This window comes from Pseudomonas sp. MC6 (assembly GCF_054790575.1).
The window spans coordinates 1,070,537-1,087,449 of sequence record NZ_CP186504.1; the positions used below are offsets into that span (position 1 = coordinate 1,070,537).

General features: G+C 61.3%; 17 protein-coding genes. 7 read left to right on the top strand and 10 right to left on the bottom strand.

Translation table 11 applies throughout. The features are described 5' to 3' along the window. Window positions 1-132 precede the first annotated feature (132 nt). Window positions 133-1,416 (top strand): Zn-dependent hydrolase, encoded by a 1,284-nt coding sequence (locus tag ACOYXE_RS04980; RefSeq protein WP_460927999.1) that lies wholly within the window; start codon window positions 133-135, stop codon window positions 1,414-1,416. 179 nt (window positions 1,417-1,595) lie between these two features. On the opposite strand, the gene ACOYXE_RS04985 is transcribed toward ACOYXE_RS04980, so the two are convergent. Both ACOYXE_RS04985 and ACOYXE_RS04990 read right to left on the bottom strand, forming a co-directional pair. Beyond that, a complete protein-coding gene (locus ACOYXE_RS04985; protein WP_460928001.1) occupies window positions 1,596-2,462 on the bottom strand; it encodes a CAP domain-containing protein in 867 nt (288 codons plus the stop codon). A gap of 88 nt (window positions 2,463-2,550) precedes the next feature. Continuing rightward, complete coding sequence (locus tag ACOYXE_RS04990; protein WP_405123392.1) at window positions 2,551-3,321, bottom strand: alpha/beta hydrolase; 771 nt, start codon at window positions 3,319-3,321, stop codon at window positions 2,551-2,553. A gap of 111 nt (window positions 3,322-3,432) precedes the next feature. Here ACOYXE_RS04990 and ACOYXE_RS04995 point away from each other — a divergent pair, with 111 nt between their 5' ends. Beyond that, entirely contained in the window at window positions 3,433-4,377 is a 945-nt protein-coding gene (locus ACOYXE_RS04995) for an aldo/keto reductase (RefSeq protein WP_460928003.1), read from the top strand. Window positions 4,378-4,396: 19 nt separating this feature from the next. Here the strand turns inward: ACOYXE_RS04995 and ACOYXE_RS05000 are convergent, their stop codons facing one another. Further along, complete coding sequence (locus ACOYXE_RS05000) at window positions 4,397-5,290, bottom strand: LysR family transcriptional regulator (protein ID WP_405123394.1); 894 nt, start codon at window positions 5,288-5,290, stop codon at window positions 4,397-4,399. Window positions 5,291-5,387: 97 nt separating this feature from the next. On the opposite strand from ACOYXE_RS05000, the gene ACOYXE_RS05005 reads away from it, so the two are divergent. After that, window positions 5,388-5,864 (top strand): (R)-mandelonitrile lyase, encoded by a 477-nt coding sequence (locus ACOYXE_RS05005; protein WP_460928005.1) that lies wholly within the window; start codon window positions 5,388-5,390, stop codon window positions 5,862-5,864. Window positions 5,865-6,209: 345 nt separating this feature from the next. Here ACOYXE_RS05005 and paoC read toward each other — a convergent pair whose 3' ends face one another. From paoC to ACOYXE_RS05025, 4 genes are all read right to left on the bottom strand, one after another. After that, complete coding sequence (gene paoC, locus ACOYXE_RS05010; protein WP_460928007.1) at window positions 6,210-8,408, bottom strand: aldehyde oxidoreductase molybdenum-binding subunit PaoC; 2,199 nt, start codon at window positions 8,406-8,408, stop codon at window positions 6,210-6,212. Further along, window positions 8,405-9,361 (bottom strand): FAD binding domain-containing protein, encoded by a 957-nt coding sequence (locus tag ACOYXE_RS05015; RefSeq protein WP_460928009.1) that lies wholly within the window; start codon window positions 9,359-9,361, stop codon window positions 8,405-8,407. Before ACOYXE_RS05015 ends, paoC begins: the two co-directional genes overlap by 4 nt. Continuing rightward, a complete protein-coding gene (paoA, locus tag ACOYXE_RS05020; RefSeq protein WP_160058515.1) occupies window positions 9,358-9,981 on the bottom strand; it encodes an aldehyde dehydrogenase iron-sulfur subunit PaoA in 624 nt (207 codons plus the stop codon). The genes ACOYXE_RS05015 and paoA overlap by 4 nt, the downstream gene beginning before the upstream one ends. A gap of 360 nt (window positions 9,982-10,341) precedes the next feature. Beyond that, complete coding sequence (locus ACOYXE_RS05025; protein ID WP_007950206.1) at window positions 10,342-12,096, bottom strand: L-lactate permease; 1,755 nt, start codon at window positions 12,094-12,096, stop codon at window positions 10,342-10,344. Window positions 12,097-12,339: 243 nt separating this feature from the next. Here ACOYXE_RS05025 and ACOYXE_RS05030 point away from each other — a divergent pair, with 243 nt between their 5' ends. Continuing rightward, on the top strand, window positions 12,340-12,543 hold the full coding sequence (locus tag ACOYXE_RS05030; RefSeq protein ID WP_007918829.1) for a hypothetical protein: 204 nt from the start codon (window positions 12,340-12,342) through the stop codon (window positions 12,541-12,543). A gap of 56 nt (window positions 12,544-12,599) precedes the next feature. On the opposite strand, the gene ACOYXE_RS05035 is transcribed toward ACOYXE_RS05030, so the two are convergent. Further along, window positions 12,600-12,875, bottom strand: coding sequence for a hypothetical protein (locus ACOYXE_RS05035; protein WP_150750841.1), 276 nt, complete (start codon window positions 12,873-12,875; stop codon window positions 12,600-12,602). A 285-nt stretch (window positions 12,876-13,160) separates the two neighbouring features. Here ACOYXE_RS05035 and ACOYXE_RS05040 point away from each other — a divergent pair, with 285 nt between their 5' ends. Beyond that, window positions 13,161-14,243, top strand: a complete 1,083-nt coding sequence (locus ACOYXE_RS05040; protein ID WP_460928013.1) for a hypothetical protein — start codon at window positions 13,161-13,163, stop codon at window positions 14,241-14,243. A gap of 2 nt (window positions 14,244-14,245) precedes the next feature. Further along, a complete protein-coding gene (locus ACOYXE_RS05045; protein ID WP_095118352.1) occupies window positions 14,246-14,599 on the top strand; it encodes a DUF1428 domain-containing protein in 354 nt (117 codons plus the stop codon). 116 nt (window positions 14,600-14,715) lie between these two features. On the opposite strand, the gene ACOYXE_RS05050 is transcribed toward ACOYXE_RS05045, so the two are convergent. Further along, entirely contained in the window at window positions 14,716-14,910 is a 195-nt protein-coding gene (locus tag ACOYXE_RS05050; RefSeq protein WP_160058512.1) for a hypothetical protein, read from the bottom strand. Window positions 14,911-15,017: 107 nt separating this feature from the next. Between ACOYXE_RS05050 and thpR the strand changes: the two genes are divergently transcribed. Beyond that, the gene (gene thpR / locus ACOYXE_RS05055) at window positions 15,018-15,539 is read left to right on the top strand and encodes an RNA 2',3'-cyclic phosphodiesterase (protein ID WP_160058511.1); all 522 of its coding nucleotides are present in this window, start codon (window positions 15,018-15,020) and stop codon (window positions 15,537-15,539) included. A gap of 253 nt (window positions 15,540-15,792) precedes the next feature. On the opposite strand, the gene ACOYXE_RS05060 is transcribed toward thpR, so the two are convergent. After that, window positions 15,793-16,890 carry a polyamine ABC transporter substrate-binding protein gene (locus ACOYXE_RS05060; RefSeq protein WP_460928016.1) on the bottom strand — a complete coding sequence of 366 codons (1,098 nt, stop codon included), beginning with the start codon at window positions 16,888-16,890 and terminating at the stop codon, window positions 15,793-15,795. Window positions 16,891-16,913 lie beyond the last annotated feature (23 nt).

The window sequence follows — 16,913 nt, forward strand, 5'->3', positions numbered from 1 at the left end:
TGATCGTTCCCACGCTCTGCGTGGGAATGCAGCCCGGGACGCTCCGCGTCCCAACAGCGGACGCGGAGCGTCCATGGATAATTTCCCACGCAGAGCGTGGGAACTATCGGTATCAGCACTGAGGAGATCCCCATGAACGCAGCCGTAGACGTTCTGCAATCGAGCCATCAGCACATCAATCGCGATCGCCTGTGGGCCTCGCTCATGGAGCTGGCCAAGCTCGGCGCGACGGTCAAGGGCGGTGTCTGTCGCCTGGCCCTGACCGATCTCGACCGCCAGGCCCGCGACCTGTTTGTGCAATGGTGCAAGGACGCCGGATGCAGCGTCACGGTCGATGCTGTCGGCAATATCTTCGCCCGTCGTCCCGGGCGTAATCCCAACCTGCCACCGGTGATGACCGGCAGCCACATTGACACCCAACCCACCGGCGGCAAGTTCGACGGCTGCTTCGGCGTACTCGCCGGTGTCGAAGTGCTGCGCACGCTCAACGACCTCGGCGTGGAAACCGAAGCACCGCTGGAAGTGGTGGTCTGGACCAACGAAGAAGGCTCGCGCTTCGCTCCGTGCATGATGGGCTCCGGCGTATTCGCGGAGAAATTCACCCTCGAAGAAACCCTCGCCAAAGTCGATGCCGACGGTGTCACCGTTGGTGAAGCGCTGAACGCCATTGGTTACGCCGGTCCGCGCAACGTCAGCGGGCATAAAGTCGGCGCCTATTTCGAAGCACACATCGAACAAGGCCCGATCCTCGAAGACGAACAGAAAACCATCGGCGTCGTGCTGGGCGCGTTGGGGCAGAAGTGGTTCGACCTCAAGCTGCGCGGCGTCGAGGCGCATGCCGGCCCGACACCGATGCACCTGCGCAAAGATGCACTGGTCGGCGCCTCAGTGATCGTCGGCGCCGTCAACCGCGCCGCCCTCGGTCATCAACCCCACGCCTGCGGCACCGTCGGTTGTCTGCAGGCCTATCCCGGTTCGCGCAACGTCATTCCCGGCGAAGTGCGCATGACTCTCGATTTCCGTCACCTGGAACCGGCGCGCCTCGACTCGATGATTGCCGAAGTGAAGCACGTCATCGACGCCACTTGCGAAGAACACGGTCTGACTTACGAACTGACCCCGACCGCGGACTTCCCGCCGCTGTACTTCGAAAAAGGCTGTGTGGAAGCGGTGCGCAGCGCAGCAAAAGGGCTTGGCTTGTCGAATATGGACATCGTCAGCGGCGCCGGCCATGACGCGATTTTTCTCGCCGAACTCGGCCCGGCCGGGATGATTTTCGTGCCGTGCGAAGGCGGCATCAGCCACAACGAAATCGAGAACGCCGCGCCGGATGATCTGGCGGCGGGGTGTGCGGTGTTGTTGCGGGCGATGCTGGCGGCTTCGGCGATGGTCGCGGGAGGACAGCGCGCGGCTTGAAGGTCAAAAGATCGCAGCCTTCGGCAACTCCTACAGGGAAACCATAAATCCTCTGAGCTGCCGGAGGCTGCGATCTTTTTGCTGTCACCACAACGTCATGAACATGTGGTTGGCCGCGATAGCCCTTGTATCGTCAATGTTGCGCAAGGAATGGTTGAAACCGGGGCTTGTGCGACTAATCACTGCGCACCAAACACCATCGTCCAGTAAACCCCTTCATCACTGCGCGCCTCACTGGCAAACCCGGCGCCGACCTGGGTGAACATCGGGTTCATCAGATTGGCGCAGTGCCCGGGGCTGGCCAGCCATCCGGCCATGGCCTTGCCCGGCGAACTCTGCCCGGCGGCAATGTTTTCGCCGATCTGTCGACCGCGATAGCCGGCTGCACGGGCGCGATCGGCGGGCAGGTCGCCGTCCGGATCGCGGTGGGCGAAATAGTTGCCGTAAGCCATGGCTTTGCTGTGTCCCTGTGCGGCGGCGCCCAGCGCGGCGTTCCAGCTCAGTGGCCGGGCGGCGGCGAAGCGCTGGCCTCCACACATCCGTGGCCGGGCGCGCGCGGCGTTGACCTCAGCGAGCAGCGCCTTGCCGACGCTGCGGTTATCGCCGACACGGCTGTCTAGCACCGGTTGCGCCAACACTACTTGCCACTCATTGCGCGAACGGCTGACACCGATGTCGGCGTAGCTCGCGTCCAGCAGCGCGGCGCAGTGCTGGTCATGCAGCAGGTCGAAAGCCTCTTCGGCGTCCTCGGCCCCGACCACACGAATACTGCGCACTGCGATGGCGGAATAGCCGGACGATTTCAACGCTTCACGCATGCCACCGGCGTAGCGATATCCGATCGGCAAGGCCAGGTTCGACTTCAGTGCCAACGGCGCCAGGCGTTGCGCCGGACGTCGGTCGCAACGTTGTGGATGGGCGCGATAGTCGTTGATGGCGGCCACCAGTTGCCGCTCGGCACCGGCATGGGCGGTTTCCGCGAACAGCGGCGAAAAGATCAGCAGGCACAGCGAAACCAAGCGAGACGAACGAACGGCGTGGCGCATGAGACGGGCAGCTCTGAAGGAGGACAGCGCAAAAGTTGCGTGAACCGCAGAACGCGGCGCTGATAGGACTGGAGAATCGGGACTTGGTTCAGCGATTCAACACATCCTCCATCCACTGCAAATACTGCGCACGATCCGAGATCGAGTTATGCCCCGAATCCGGCACCACCCTGAGCACCGCCACGCCTTGCGGGAAGTTCTCCAGCAAACGCTGCGTGCTGGCGCGCGGGATCACCTCATCGTCACTGGCCGCCAGCAGCAACGTCGGCACGCGGATATGCGCGGCGTACTTGCCCGATTCAAAGCGATCCTTGAGCAACCACTGCACCGGCACCCACGGGTATTGCCGTGTCGCGATTTCTTCGAGGCTGTTGTAAGGCGTCACCAGAATCAGCTGTTGCACCGGCCGTTGGCTGGCCAGACGCACGGCGACGCCCGATCCCAGGCTGCGGCCAATGAGCGAAACCTGCGGGTGGCTGGCGTACACCTGATCGAACAGCGCCAGGGCATCCTCGGCAATCGCCGCTTCGGACGGTGAACCACTGCTGCCACCAAAGCCGCGATAGTTGAGCAGATACACCGCGTATTCGGGAAACGCCTCGGCAAACTCCGGCAGATTGCGTGACACATCCTCGGCATTGCCGCCGAAATAGATCAGCGCCCGTGGCCCGACCCTCTCGCGGGTGATCACTGAAACCTGCGCATCCGGCATCGACAGGGTCAGTTGTGAATCGGCGCTGGTGACGGCATTGGGCTGCGGAAAATAGATCAGCGAGCGCTGAAAAAAGAACAGCGCCGCGCACAGCACCAGGTACACGGCAACGATCAATGCGACGAGTGACATCAGGGTTCGGGACATTCGGCTACTTTTAACGGTGTGTGAAGGATCGCTGTCGCAGTGTAGTCCAGCCCTGCAATCGGCCGCTCATGCACATAACCGGCAACAGATCCACGCAGCAGGGGAACCAGCATGAGCCACACTGAGGGTTACTCCCGTCGCCGATTGCTCACGCTGGCTGCCGGGGTTTCGGCGGTCTTCACCTTTGATCGGGCGTTAGCCACCGCGACAATGCCCGCGACCACCGGAGGCCACGCCATGCAGACCCGCGCCATCCCGTCCAGCTCCGAATTGCTACCCATCGTGGGCTTGGGCACCTATCGCGGTTTCGATGTCGCCCCCGGTGATCCGGCCTATCGGCAACTACCGGCGGTGCTCGATGAGCTGTTCACCAAGGGCGGCACGCTGGTCGACAGTTCACCGATGTATGGCCGTGCCGAACAGACCACCGGCGAACTGCTGTCGATCCACGAACCGCGTTCGCCAGCGTTTCTGGCCACCAAGGTGTGGACGCGCGGACGCGAGGAGGGCATCGCACAGATGGAGCAATCGTTCAGCCTGCTGCGCACCGAACGCATCGATCTGATGCAGATCCACAACCTGCTCGACTGGCAAACCCACCTGCCAACCCTGCGTGAATGGAAAGCCCAAGGGCGCATCCGTTACATCGGTATCACCCATTACACGCCCTCGGCCTACGAGGAAGTCGAAGCGGTGCTGAAGGCCGAACAACTGGATTTTCTGCAAATCAATTACGCCCTCGATGACCGTGGCGTGGAAAAACGTATTTTGCCTTTGTGCCGCGCACGCGGCGTCGCAGTGATCTGTAATCGGCCGTTTGGTGGCGGGGGACTGCTGGCGCGGCTTAGAGGGAAACCGTTGCCTGGCTGGGTGTCGGATGTGCAGGTCAACAGTTGGCCGCAACTGGCATTGAAGTTTCTGCTCTCGCATTCGGCGGTGACTTGCGTGATCCCGGGCACAGGCAATCCACGTTACATGGCCGACAACGCCAAGGCCGGGTTCGGGCCGATGCTCACCGATGCGCAGCGGCATCAGTTGATTGCGTTGCTGGGTTAATCGATCTCGTGGACGGCGCTCAACCGCGATAGCGCAACGCCTCCAGCAACAACGCAAACGCCGGCGCAGCCTGACGTCGGCTCGGGTAATACAGGTGATACCCGGCAAACGTCGGGCACCAGTCTTCCAGCACTTGTCGCAAACGGCCGTCGGCCAGATAGGGTGCAACGATGTTTTCCGGGATGTAACTCAGGCCGAAACCGTCCAGCGCAGCATCGAGCAGCGGGTAGACGCCGTTCAGGGTGATCTGCCCGGAGACCCGCACTTTCAGGCTTTCGCCATCCTTCTCGAATTCCCAGCTGTACAACCCGCCGTTGGTCGGCAGGCGCAGGTTGTTGCAGGCGTGATCGGTCAGATCCCGTGGCGTTTGCGGCGCGGTTCGTTTGGCGAAATAGGCAGGTGAGCCGACCACCGCCATGCGCATGTCGGGGCCGATGCGGGTGGCGATCATGCCTTGCGCGACGTCTTCGCCCAGGCGCACGCCGGCGTCGAAACCTTGCCCGGCGATGTCGACGAAACCATAGTCACAGCTGACTTCGACGCTGATGTCCGGATACTTGGGCAGAAACTCCTTGAGCACCGGGCGCAGCAGCCAGTCCAGCGAATGGTCGGTGGCGTTGAGGCGGATCTTGCCTGCCGGGGTGTCGCGCAGGTTGCTCAGCGCCGCGAGTTCCAGTTCGATCTCTTCGAAGCGTGGGCCGATGGTTTGCAGCAGGTGTTCGCCGGCCTCGGTCGGCGAAACGCTGCGGGTAGTGCGAGTCAGCAGGCGCAAGCCCAACCGCGCTTCGAGGGCGCGGATGGTATGGCTCAGTGCCGATTGCGAAACGCCGAGTTTGGCCGCGGCTTTGGTGAAGCTGCGCTCGCGGGCGACGGCGAGGAAGGCGAGCAGGTCGGTGGCGTTTTCCCGAAGCATTGATGAGTGTCCTGCATAAGTTTTTTCGAATTCTAGTCGATTATCGGAAGAGTGCGGCTGGGTAAAGTAGTGGCATTGATTATCTGGAGGAATTGCCATGAACCCGATTGCCGCTTCTGCGTTGACCCTTTCCCTGTTGGTGGGTGAGGTACAGGCCAATGAAAACCCACGTGTGACGGTCACGCCCAATGGCTCGCAACCTTCGGCCAAAGGCCCGGCGGACTGGTTCACGGGCACGGTCCGCGTCGATGCGCCGTTCAAAGGCACAGACGAGGCGCGGGTCAGTGGTGCGACGGTGACGTTTGAGCCGGGCGCGCGTACCGCGTGGCATACGCATCCGTTGGGACAGACCTTGATCGTCACGGCCGGTTCCGGTTTTGTGCAGGAGTGGGGGCAGCCGGTGCGTGAGATTCGTCCTGGGGATACGGTGTGGATTTCGCCGGGGGCCAAGCATTGGCATGGGGCGGCGTCGACCACGGCGATGACGCATATCGCGATTGCTGAAGTGCTGGATGGCAAAGTTGTGGATTGGATGGAGCAGGTGAGTGCCGAGCAATATCCGCGATCCGAGTGAAGCGCTTCCCTCACCCCAGCCCTCCCGAAACGTCGGACCGCCCGTAGGGAAAGGGGGCCGACCGCAGTGTCTTGCGTCATACATCGACCTGAAATGGCTGTGTCGATTATGGATTCACAGCAGGACGTTCAAGTCGGTGAAATTCTCCAGTTTCCCTCACCCCAGCCCTCTCCCAGAGGGAGAGGGAGCCGACCGAGGTGTCTGGCGTTATCCATCGACCTGAAAGTGCTCTATCGATTATGGATTCACAGCAGGACGTTCAAGTCGGTGCAGCTCCTGAATATCCCCCAATCGGTTCCCTCTCCCTCTGGGAGAGGGCTAGGGTGAGGGGCTTTTAACGGGTCATCACATCATCTCCGGCAACGACGACAAGATCTTGTCCAGCGTAATCGGATACTCCCGCACCCTAGCCCCCGTGGCGTTGTAAATCGCATTAGCCACCGCCGCACTAACCCCGCAAATCCCCAGTTCACCAACACCCTTGGCCTTCATCGGCGAAGACACCGGATCGGTCTCATCAAGGAAAATCACCTCCTGATGCGGTATGTCGGCATGCACCGGCACCTCATACCCGGCCAGATCATGATTGACGAAAAACCCTAGCGTCTTGTCCACCGCCAACTCTTCCATCAACGCCGCACCGACGCCCATGGTCATCGCGCCGATCACCTGACTGCGCGCCGCTTTCGGGTTGAGAATCCGCCCGGCCGCGCACACCGCCAACATGCGGCGCACCCGCACTTCACCGGTCGCCGCATCCACCGCAACCTCAACGAAATGCGCACCAAAGGTCGACTGCTGATACTGCTCGGCCAGGTCGGCAAATTCGATGCTGTCCTCAGCCACCACAACGCCGTCCTGCGCAGCGTTGCGCATCGGCAGGCTCTTGTCGCCGAGCCGCACCTGACCGTCGACAAACTCCGCCTGATCCGCCGCCATGCCCAGTTTGCCAGCCACCGCCTCACGCAGTTTCATGCACGCGGCGTATACCCCGGCGGTCGAGCAGTTGGCGCCGAATTGCCCACCGGAGCCTGCCGACACCGGAAAGCTCGAATCGCCCAGATGCACGCTCACATCCTTCAAGCCAACGCCCATCATTTCGGCTGCCGTCTGCGCGATGATCGTGTAACTGCCGGTGCCGATATCCGTCATGTCGGTTTCCACCGTGATCTTGCCGTCGCGCTCCAACCGCACCCGCGCACCGGACTTGACCAGCAGGTTGTTGCGGATCGCCGCCGCGACCCCCATGCCAATCAGCCAGCGACCTTCGCGACGTGTACCCGGCTGCGCATTGCGCTGGCTCCAGCCGAACTTGTCGGCGCCGGTCCGAAGGCACTCGATCAGGCGCCGCTGCGAGAACGGTCGCTCGGTTTTCACCGGATCGACCTGAGTGTCGTTGAGAATGCGGAACTGCACCGGATCAAGTTTGAGCTGCTCGGCCATTTCGTCCATGGCAATTTCCAGGACCATCAGCCCCGGTGTTTCACCGGGTGCGCGCATGGCGTTGCCTTCGGGCAGATCCAGCGGCGCGAGGCGCATGCTGACCAAGCGGTTTTCAGCCGCGTACAGCAACTGGCTTGGTTGCGCCGCGACTTCGACTTTGCCTTCCGCCAGATTGCCCGACCAGCCTTCGTGGGCGATCGCGGTGAGTTTGCCCTCCGCTGTCGCGCCCATGCGAATGCGCTGAATCGTCGCCGGACGGTGAGTGGTGTTGTTGGCGATCTGCGGGCGGGCGAGGGCGACCTTCACCGGCCTGCCAGCCATGCGCGCACCGAGGGCGGCGAGGATCGCATCGGCGCGCACGAATAGTTTGCCGCCGAAACCACCGCCAATGTACGGCGACATCAGCCGGACTTTTTCCTTGGGCAGACCGAGGGTGGTGGCGATGTCGCCGACGCTCCACGCGATCATCTGATTCGAGGTCCACAAGGTCAGTTGATCGCCTTTCCACGCCGCCAGCGTGGCGTGCGGTTCCATCATCGCGTGGGACTGATCCGGCGTGGTGTAGGTCTGGTCGAACTGCACTGGCGCGGCGGCGAACGCTTTGGCGAAATCACCGTGGCTGACGTCGGGCAATTCGTCTTTCGGCTCGACGCCTTGGTCTCGCACGCTGGCCAGCTCGAATTCGCCCTTGGCCGCGACGTAGTCGACTTTGACCATTTGCGCAGCCGCCCGGGCTTGCTCGAACGTCTCGGCAACCACCAGCGCAACCGCCTGGTGATAGTGCTGAATCTCCGGCCCGGCCAATAAATGCGCAGCGTTGTATTTGCCCTTGCCGAGCTTACCGGCGTTGGCAGCGGTAACAATGGCGAGCACGCCGGGCGCGGCTTTCGCCTGTTCAAGATCAATGTTGTTGATGCGGCCCTTGGCGATGGCCGAGCCGACCATGACACCGTAAGCCTGATTTGCCACCGCCTCATGTTGCTCGTAGGCGTAGGGTGCCTGCCCGCTGGTTTTCAACGGGCCTTCGATGCGGTCGGTGGGCTGGCCGATGACCTTCAACTGGTCGATCGGGTTGGTGGTGGCGGGCGTGTCGAATTTCATGCTTCATCCCTCGCTTGCGCCAACACCGAACCGAGCGTGCGCTCGACCAGGGTCAGTTTGAATTGGTTGTCGTGGGTCGGCGTGGCACCGTCGAGCAGACGTGCGCTGACGGCTTTGGCGCCTTGCGGCAGCAATGCTTCTGCGGCTTCAACCCGCCATGGTTTCGGCGCGATACCGCCGACGGCGATGCGTCCGCTGCCGTCCTTTTGCAGGATCAGACCGACCGATACCAGCGCAAACGCATAGGAGGAGCGATCACGCACTTTGTGATAAACGTGAGTTCCGCCGAGCGGTGCGGGCAATGTCACCGAGGTGATGAACTCGCCAGGCGTGAGGCTGGTTTCAATGTTCGGCGTGGTGCCGGGCAACTGATGAAAGTCGGCCATCGCAATGCTGCGGGTCGTGCCGTCGGGTTTCACCGTTTCAATCTGCGCATCGAGGGCACGCATGGCAATTGCCATGTCACTCGGGTGCGTGGCGATGCACGCGTCGCTGACGCCGATGATGCCCAGTTGCCGACTGACCCCGGCAATCGCTGCACAACCGCTGCCGGGTTGGCGTTTGTTGCAGGCCTGATTGGTGTCGTAGAAGTACGGGCAGCGCGTGCGTTGCAGCAGGTTGCCGGCGGTGCTCGCCATGTTGCGCAACTGCCCGGAGGCCCCGGCGAGCAAAGCGCGGGAGAGCAGGGCGTAGTCTTTTCTGATGCGCGCGTCGGCCGCCAGATCGGTGTTGCGCACCAGCGCGCCGATGCGCAAGCCGCCTTCAGGCGTGGCTTCGATCTGGTCCAGGCCAAGGTGATTGACGTCGATCAGGTGCATTGGGGTTTCGATGTCGAGTTTCATCAAGTCCAGCAGGTTGATGCCGCCAGCGATGAAGCGTGCGCCTTCGACCTGTGCGGCTTGCGCAGCGGCAGCGGCGGGGGAGTCGGCGCGGCTGTAATTGAACGGTCTCATGCCGGCACCTCCGCGACTTCGGTGATGGCTTCAATGATGTTCGAGTAAGCGCCGCAGCGGCAGATATTGCCGCTCATGCGTTCCTGAAATTCGCTGGCGATCAACTGCGGCGCCTCGGTGAGGCTTTCACTGACGTGGCTGGGGATGCCATCGCGGATTTCCTTGATCACCGCCACTGCCGAGCAGATCTGCCCCGGTGTGCAATAGCCGCACTGATAGCCGTCATGCTTGATGAACGCGGCCTGCATCGGGTGCAGATTGTCCGGCATGCCGAGGCCTTCGATGGTCGTAATCTCGCTGCCTTCATGCATCACCGCCAGGGTCAGGCATGAGTTGATGCGTCGGCCATCAGCGATCACCGTGCAGGCGCCACACTGGCCGTGGTCGCAGCCTTTTTTGCTGCCGGTCAGGTGCAGGTGCTCGCGTAGGGCGTCAAGCAGGGTGGTGCGGGTGTCGACGTCAAGCGCACGCGGCTTGCCGTTGACGTTGATTGTCACTTTGCTCATGGCCGGTTGCTCCAGATTGGCCGCGTAGGCCTTGAGGCTGATAAACGGCGGCATCGCGAAGGCTGTGGCGGTCACGGCGCCGAGGATCAGAAATCCGCGTCGGGAAATCGTCATGGTTCGATTCCTTTTCTCTCTTCATCAGGGCAGCAGGGTCGTGGATGGCCCAAGCGGGCAGCCAGCGTCATCGCCGGTCTCGTTAAGAAGTGACTGCCGGAAAGAGGAAAAGGTTTTTGCGGATTTTCGCTATAGAGTTATGTGCGTGGCTCATTAATTGACGGTACGACACAATCCCCTGTAGGAGTGAGCCTGCTCGCGATAGCGATAGACCAGTGAGCGATGTGGTGACTGACACACCGCTATCGCGAGCAGGCTCACTCCTACAAGGATCTGCGCTGTAACCACCATTTCACTAACAACCTGAACCCTGTGGGAGCGAGCAGGCTCGCTCCCACATTGGATATGTGTCCGGCCGGACTAATGCCCGCCCACCACCATCGAGGTAAACGGCGCCACATACGCCTGCAACGTCACCAGCCCGCCGACCAGAATCGCCAGCACAATCGAGTGGAAGAACACATAGCGCAGAATCTCGCCTTCATGCCCGTACCAGCGGGTCGCGGTGGAGGCGACGACGATCGATTGCGCATCGACCATTTTGCCCATCACCCCGCCAGAGCTGTTCGCTGCCGCCATCAGTACCGGACTGATCCCGAGCTGTTCCGAGGTGACCCGCTGCAAGCCGCCAAACAACACGTTCGACGCGGTATCCGAACCGGTCAACGCCACACCCAGCCAACCAAGCAACGTGCCGAACATCGGATAAAAAATCCCCGTCGCCGCAAAGGCCAGACCCATGGTCGCGTCGAGTCCCGAGTAGCGCGTGAGAAACCCCAGCGCCAGCATCGCGGCAATGGTGATCAGCGAAAACCGCACCACCCACAACGTGCGCAGGTACTGCTTGATCAGTTGCGGAATGGAATAGCCCATCAGCAAGCCGCCGACAATTGCCGCCAGCAGAATGCCGCTGCCGGTGGCGGTGAGCCAGGTGAATTTGTACACCGCTTCTTCCGCTTTCGGCGCGGCAACCACCGGCGGGACTTTCTCGATTTGCAGGTGCAGCGTGGTAAAGGTCACTGCCGGGGCGAAAATCGGGTTGGCCTCGCGCAGCGGTTTGCCTGCGGGATCAAGCTTGGCTGACTGGGTGACGGGATCAATCGCCGGGCGGGTGTCGAACATATTCTTGAAGCCCTGGGTGCCCCAGGCGAAGACGAACACGGTGAGGATGATCCACGGCATCCACGCGCGCATCACCGCCGGACGCGCCTGATCACTAAACGCGGCGCTGGCAGTGATTTTTTCTTCATCGACCTTGGAGTTGTCTACGCGCCCCGAAAGAGCTGCCGAGGTGTGAATGGTCGCCGGTTTCCACACCTTCAGGAACAGCGTCAGACAGGCCATGGAAATCAGCGCGGCGATCACGTCCACCAGCATTGGCCCGTGGTAGTTCGATACCAGAAATTGCGGGATCGCGAAGCTGACGCCGGCTACCAGAATCGCCGGCCAGATCTCGAGCATCTTGCGCCACCCGGCAAACGCCCAGATCAACCAGAACGGCACCAGCACCGAGAAAAACGGCAACTGCCGACCGACCATCATCGACAGTTCCATTTCATCCAGCCCGGTGACTTTGGCCAGCGTGATGATCGGCGTGCCTAGCGCGCCGAATGCGACTGGCGCGGTGTTGGCGATCAGCGCCAGACCGGACGCGGCCAGCGGCGAAAAACCGAGACCGATCAGAATCGCCCCGGTCACCGCCACCGGCGTGCCGAACCCGGCCGCGCCTTCGAAAAACGCACCGAAGCAGAACGCGATCAGCAGCAACTGCAAGCGGCGATCATCGGTGATGCGCGCAAGGGAATCCTGCAGCACTTTGAACGAGCCGTTCTCGGTGGTCAGACGATGCAGAAAAATGATGTTGAGGACGATCCAGCCGATCGGCAACAAGCCATTGGCCGCGCCAAACAACGCCGCTGAGCCAGCCATGCTTGCCGGCATGCCGAAGGCGAAAATCGAAATCAGCAGGGCGGACGCCAGAGCAAGCAGCGCCGCCAAGTGCGCCTTGACGTGAAAGAACGCCAGCGCCGCGAGCATCACCACCACCGGTACAGCGGCCATGAGCGTGGAGATCACCGGGTTGCCGAACGGGTCGTAAATTTGCTGCCAGACCATGGTCCACCTCTGCTTGTTGTTATTGAGGGCGCAGATCCATTGCGTGGGGCTAGGTTGCAAGGAGTATAGGTGGCATTTCGCCGCCGTTCGGGCAGCGCGGGCGGAGCGACAAACGGTCGCTAGTGGCCACTGAATCAACGCTGATTTGCCCGGTCGTATCTGCGGCTGCGCGCACCGCGTCCCGAAGGCGCGGGCAGCGTGGCCGATTCCGTCGTCAAGACCTTGGTTTTAGGGAAGTGTTGAATGAAGCGCGCAACAACGATGCTGCTGACCGTGACCGCCGCCGTATTGCTCGGCGGCTGTGTGGCGGATTTTGATGATGACCACCGTCATGGCCGGCACTACGACCGCGATCATGGCCGCAATTACGACCATGACCGGCGCTGGGATGATCGCGACGATCGCCGCGACGGGCGTCGTTACTACCGTGATCGGGATGATGACTGATTGAACAAAAAGAGGGCGTTCCCGAAAAAGGAACACCCTCTGTCATTAGCCCTCAATTAAAAGTGAGCGCTCGCCCGGACGCTGGATCGCGCAGGCACAGAGGCCTCGATGTCCAGCAAATGGGTGGCGAGAATGTCGCTCAGAAAACGGAACTGATCGTTGATGCCGACCACTTCATTACTGAAATGATTAGTGGCGGCGGGCATCAACAGATCTTCGAAATCTTCGTTGAACACCAGTGCCTGAGCCTTGTGCGACACGGCGTGCTGGTCGTAATAGTTGCTGCCGAACACCGGGAAACTCACGGAGAGTGTGACGTGGGTGTGAATCATGTTGTGAACTCCTCGTTGTGTTTCGGATGGCTTAATCGTGCCTTTGATGGGCGGTGGGCGGAAGGCAATCGTGGCGATGGTGAATATCGATGGCAGTGATGGTTGGGGATTTGGGGTGTTGCTGATGGCCCCTTCGCGAGCAGGCTCGCTCCCACGTTGAAACGCATTCCCCTGTGGGAGCGAGCCTGCTCGCGAAGGCGCCAGACCAGCCAAAACCGGACAAACGGCCCTGCGCACGCACCTATACTCAAATCTGCTTCCGCCCTTTTAAAGGAAACCGCCACCGTGAACCCGCGTGCGTTGCTCGTCGCCGCACTGTTGTTGCTGGCCGGCTGCGCCAACTCGGCGCGGGCGCCGGTGTTGGCGCCGCAGGCCGTGTTTGTCTCGCCGGCCACCTGGCAGCAGATCGACCGGGAAATCGTCAACGCCTCGCAGCAATCCACCGAACAAGTCAAAGTCTTTGCCCGTGGTTCGATGGAACATTGGCGCACTCGGGTCTATCAGCAAACTGAAGAAAATTTCATCCCGTGGTTCAGCAGCTACTGGACCCAGGAATGGCTATCGATGAAGGTCAGCTGGTACACGATCAATGCCGGTGGCGAACAGGACGCATCGGCCAAGCGGTTGGCGGCGTATCTGCTTGAGCAATATCAGAAAAGGGTGCTGGCACCAGTGGCGGTGGAGGTCGATCCGGACGCGATTCTCGGCCAGGCGACGGCGTTCTATGCGCAACTGATGGCCCAGCAGATGCCGCTCATCGCCCAGCGCCATGGTGTGCCCGTTGGTCAGCTCAATGGGCATTTGCAGAAAGTCCCGGCCATTGCGCTGGGCCCGCCACCGGCGCGCGATGCTTCGTTGTTTCAAGTGATCAGCACGGAACCGTTGAACACCTTGCCGGCGTACGCCGCGCTGATCGACAAGATCCACACCGAGGGCGGCGCCAAGGGTATTGCCTCGACGGATGCCGGCATGGCGCCGGTGGCCAAACGCGCCAGTCAGCGGATGGAAGCGGAAATGGCCCCGCGCGGGGCTGCCAGTGCGGTGGCCGCTGCTGCCGGGAAACTGGCCGGTGGCCTGATCTCGGTTGGTGTTGCGGGTATTCGCGCGATTATCCAGGCCAATGACCGCCCCGACAGCGAAGCGTTGATCCGCAGCAGTCTGGGCAGCACCTTCGACAAGGCCTGGCTGAAACTGGTGCAGAACCCGACAACCGGGGTGATGGCCGGCACGCTGCACATGGCCGCACAGGTCGAGCGCAATCTGGGTGCGGGCGATGAACCGTCGGTCGGGCTGGGCGTGAACCGTGTCGAATGGCAGCCGCCGCAATCGACCAATCAGCAGATCGAACCCAACGTGCAAGGAGAGTGATCATGGCTTACATCGATATTTTCGTAGCGCCGGTGCCGACTGCCAATCGTGAGCAGTACAAAAAGCACGCCGAAATTGCCGCCGTACTGTTCAAGGAGTACGGCGCCCTGAGCGTTGCTGAATGCTGGGGAGATGACGTGCCGGACGGCAAGCTCACCTCGTTCCCGATGGCGGTGAAGCTCAAGGAAGGCGAAACCGTCGCCTCGGGCTGGCTGATCTGGCCGGACAAAGCCACCCGTGATGCCGGCATGGCCAAAATGATGGAAGACCCGCGCATGCAGCCCGATGTGAACCCGATGCCGTTCGATGGCCAGCGGATGATCTACGGCGGCTTCCAATACCTCATCGAGCCCTGAGGCCACCGCAAATCTATTGTAGGAGTGAGCCTGCTCGCGATAGCGGTGGGTCTGTCAATGAAGCATTGAATGTGCAAACGCCATCGCGAGCAGGCTCACTCCTACAGGTACGGTGTTCACTCGGCAGAGGGGGTGATGCGGCAGCTTTTGCGGTTGCGAATCTGCTCGTCAGTCGGGCGTTCGCGGACGAATTCGAAACGCGGTTCACCCTCGCTGTAATGCACCAGCCAGCCCCATTCCAGTTCACTTTCATCCTGCCCGGGATGCGGTGGTCGCGCCCACCACGGTTCTTTGCTGAGGATCGCGCGCATGGCGGCCTCCGGTTGATGGCAATCCTTGAACTATAGCTGCCTGTCGCGAGTCGTCAGATCAGGCTGTGTAGAATCCGGCGGATCACGGTGAACAGGGGAGCAGGGCCATGACCGATGAGACAAAGCGACTGTTTTTCGCCCTCGATTGCCCGTCTGCGCAACGCAAGGCGATTGCTCAATGGCGAGGGGAGTTGGGTTTGCGCACCGGTAAGCCGGTGCCGGCGGACAACTTTCATCTGACGTTGCTGTTTCTCGGCGCGGTGCCATTGGCGCAGATCAATGAAGTCTGCGAAGCCGCCGGGCAAGTGCGCACACCGGGTGAGGTGTTGAAGATTTCGCTGGATCACTTGCAGGTCTGGCACCGCGCCGGGGTGTTGTCACTGGCGCCCGAGCAGGCGCCACAAGCGTTGCTGCGGCTGGTCTACGCATTGGAGCAGGCGATGTTGCCGTTTGGCTTTGAAGAGACGCCACGCGAGTTTCGCCCGCACCTGACGCTGGCCCGTGAGTACCGTGCTCCGGAGCCGGAATCCGCTACGCCGCCGGAGTTTTTTCTGCGTGCCGAACGCTTCGCCTTGTTTGAATCACACAAGGGACGCTATCGGATTCTGCAAGACTGGCCGCTGATTTGAGCGCACAAAAAAAGGCGCCCGAAGGCGCCTGAGAATTCACCTGAACCGAGGGAGCCAGGTGAGGCCGTTCATAGCAGGGTGCAGCGGTGGTAAGGCGCTGCGTGAACGGGAAATCATAAATTTTTCTGTCACAACACCAAACCACTGTAGGAGTGAGCCTGCTCGCGATGAGGCCAGTACACTCAGCATCAGCGCTGCCTGACACACCGCCATCGCGAGCAGGCTCACTCCTACATTTGGAGCTTTGGTGGGCTTACTTACCGAGTTTCACCCGGGTCCAGCCGCGGGTCATGATCCGCTGTGTGGCAATCGGCTGATCCGGCACCGCATACAGCGTCGCCATCACCGCTTGCGACGGATACGAACCCGGGTCGTTGCGGATCGCTTCATCCACCAATGGCGTAGCCGCCGCGTTGGCGTTGCTGTAGCCGTTGCTGTTGGTGATCTCGGCGATGATGTCCGGACGCATCAGAAAATCCATGAACAGGTAAGCGTTCTCGACGTTAGCGGCATCGCGCGGGATCGCGACCATGTCGTAGAAGCTGCCGGCACCCTCCTTGGGAATGCTGTAGTCGATCACCACGTTGTTGCCCGATTCCACCGCGCGGGCCTTGGCTTGCAGCACATCACCGGAGTAGCCGACCGCCACGCAGATGTTGCCGTTGGCCAGATCCGAGATGTATTTCGAGGAATGGAAGTACGCCACGTTCGGACGAATCTTCATGAACAGCGCCTCGGCTTCCTTGATGTGCGCGGTGTCCCTGTCGTTCACCGGGTAACCCAGATAGTGCAGGGCGGCCGGGATCATTTCGGTCGGCGAGTCGAGGAAACTGATGCCGCAGGCTTTGAGTTTTTCAGCGTTTTCCGGTTTGAACAGCAAGTCCCAGGAATTGGTCGGGGCGTTGGCGCCGAGCACTTCCTTGACCTTGGCCGGGTTGAACCCGATGCCGATCGAGCCCCACATGTACGGGAACGCGTGGGCGTTGTCCGGATCACTGGCGGCGGCGTTTTTCAGCAGCACCGGGTTGAGATTCTTCCAGTTCGGCAGCTTGGATTTGTCCAGCGTCTGATAGACGCCGGCCTTGATCTGCTTGGCCAGGAAACTGTTCGACGGGACGACCAGGTCGTAGCCGGATTTGCCCGCCAGCAAACGCGCCTCAAGGGTCTCGTTGCTGTCGAAGACGTCGTAGGTCACGCGGATGCCGGTCTCGTCTTCGAACTTCTTGACGGTGTCCGTCGCGATGTAATCGGACCAGTTGTAAACCCGCAGCACCTTGTCGTTGGCCTGAGCGCCCATGACCATTGCGCCCATTAAGGACAGTGTCAGCAGAGTCCTGCCAAACATTTTCATCGGTACAACTCCATTGTTTTTAT